Here is a 475-nt window from a genome sequence, read left to right as displayed (position 1 = left end):
GTTTAATATCGGTACTTCGATTTCGCAGCGGTCCAAAACTGTGAAGAATAGACAAGAGTTCGGGCATTGGGAACTCGACACGGTTGTTTCTTCCCGAGGTCAGAGTAAAGGTTGTTTAGCGACCTTTTCAGAACGCAAAAGCCGTCTATATATTGCTTTACCCATGCCAAATCGCTCTAAAGTTGCTATGCAAACTGCGATTGAAGATTTGAGAGAAAACATACCTAAGGAAGCTTTAAAGTCCTTTACCTCAGATCGAGGAAAAGAATTTGCTTGTTATCCTGAGGTTGAAGCAGCAGGCATTGATTTTTACTTTGCCGATGCTTATAGCGCTTGGCAAAGAGGAACGAATGAGAACTCTAATGGTTTACTACGTGAGTTCTTTCCTAAGAAAACAGACCTCGCTAAAGTGACGCACCAAGAACTCTTCCAAGCTTTGTGGTTAATGAATAATCGACCTAGGAAATGCTTAGAT

At 41.7% G+C, this 475-nt stretch carries 1 protein-coding gene; it reads left to right on the top strand.

Features of this window, described 5'->3' with window-relative positions; all coding sequences use genetic code 11:
* Positions 1-475 (top strand): IS30 family transposase (locus tag ACTQ54_RS12420; RefSeq protein WP_441757252.1); only part of this gene is annotated, 475 nt, incomplete at both ends.

The organism is Fundicoccus sp. Sow4_H7, from assembly GCF_052115865.1.
Classification (GTDB): domain Bacteria; phylum Bacillota; class Bacilli; order Lactobacillales; family Aerococcaceae; genus Fundicoccus_A.
Note: the sequence above shows the minus strand (reverse complement) of the source record. Positions and strands in the feature narration are given on the sequence as shown.